Annotated in this window: 2 protein-coding genes; both read left to right on the forward strand. The window is 58.2% G+C overall.

Features of this window, described 5'->3' with window-relative positions:
- A partial coding sequence (locus ACEK02_RS12345; protein ID WP_371422001.1) for a hypothetical protein occupies nt 1-287 on the forward strand: 287 nt, incomplete at its 5' end.
- A gap of 387 nt (nt 288-674) precedes the next feature.
- Entirely contained in the window at nt 675-1,244 is a 570-nt protein-coding gene (locus ACEK02_RS12350) for a recombinase family protein (RefSeq protein ID WP_371422002.1), read from the forward strand.
- Nucleotides 1,245-1,666 lie beyond the last annotated feature (422 nt).

A 1,666-nucleotide genomic window follows, 5' to 3' on the forward strand; every position in this document is an offset into this window, starting at 1 on the left:
CGTTGCCGGTGCAGCTGGCGGCATCGCTGCTGCAACCAGCGGCAGCAACTGATCTTTCTACCTTCGGGCTATTTTATGAAACGGCGACCTTAACGGTCGCCGTTTTTTATGCGTCAAAGCGTATAGAATTTCGATCAGGTGGTCGCCAGAAGGGCCGACAGGCCGTTGCCGACAGCCTGCGCCACTGGAAGCGTAAAAGCTACAATCGTCCGAAAGTGGTTCCACTGGAACCACCGCATAATGTCACCGACATGGGCCTGACGGGGGTAATCGTTAAACCCAGTTGACCCCAAATCGATCTGATTGACCACGAGGGTCAGGATAGCACCTGACGGTTTTTTCACTCGCTTCCATCGACCGGTCCAGCCAGCGCGAATAGAGCACCGTCATCGCGTATCGCCCCAACTCGATGCTCGCCGACTTGATTGCTGAGTTCGCGAATGATGGGGAGCTAGTCGGCAATTTCACTTTCGTCGGTCGGGCAAGCGTAATGCCAGGCTAGGGCCTCGCGTGCCCGTGGCTGCCATCTTGCCTTGTACTACAACCTTTTCCAGCGGTGTCCTTTAGACGGTCCTCTGGCGGTCAGCATGAATATGTCCGTTAACCCTGGACCAGCGATGGCGATTCGGACAAAGAGGCAACTCGATGGGAAAACGGACAGAAAGGGACCAGCCGTGGCGCTGATCGGCTATGCGCGGGTTTCGACCGGCGACCAGAAGCTGTCGCTTCAGCATGACGCGCTGAACGCAGCCGGATGCGAGCGCATCTTCGACGACCACGCATCAGGCGCGACGACAGATCGGCCGGGGCTGGCCGAGGCACTGGCCTATCTGCGTGCCGGCGACACACTGATCGTGTGGAAGCTCGACAGGCTTGGGCGCTCGATGAGCCACCTGATCGAGAAAGTCGGCGAACTCGCCGCGCGCGGCGTCGGGTTCCGATCACTCACCGAGCAGATCGACACCACCACGTCAGGCGGTATGCTGGTGTTCAATATCTTCGGCTCGCTCGCCCAGTTTGAGCGCGATTTGATCCGCGAACGTACTAATGCCGGACTGAAGGCAGCGCGCGAACGAGGAAGCCTTGGCGGCCGACGCCCGGTCATCACGCCCGACAAACTGCGCAAGGCACGCGACCATATCGCGGCAGGGCTGACGGTCCGCGAAGCAGCCACTCGGCTCAAGGTTGGAAAAACCGCACTCTATAAGGCGCTTGAAGGCGTAGTAGCAAAAACGAAAGCTTGATGCTCTAGCTTTGTTCGCACCTGACGTACGTGGATGTCACTTTCGCGCAGTGCCCCTATTCGGCGGAATGAACAGGTACTTGGTGCCGGCATTCGTGCGTTTTAGAAGGCTCGTGTCGAGGTCGTCTCTGAAATAGCCGAGCAGCGCGAGGGCCTCGTCGAGGAAGAAATCGGGAACGGAATCGTTGCGGGTCGGAAGCAATCGAAGCGTGAAATGCCCCCTGCCATCCTCTTCGCCTGATATCTCAAAATTAGGATCGAAGGTACCCAGAAATCTAGGGACTATTCACAGTCTTTCAAAGCCACCGCAACCGGTACCGGAATGGCCGGAGTGGGCGGCAGGAACGGATAGGCAGTACCGCTGGAACGGCCCCGTGACCGCGAAGCTGTGCAAAATGGCCATTTGGGATTTCAGCGTCAGAG

Source organism: Tardiphaga sp. (assembly GCF_041424195.1).
Classification (GTDB): domain Bacteria; phylum Pseudomonadota; class Alphaproteobacteria; order Rhizobiales; family Xanthobacteraceae; genus Tardiphaga.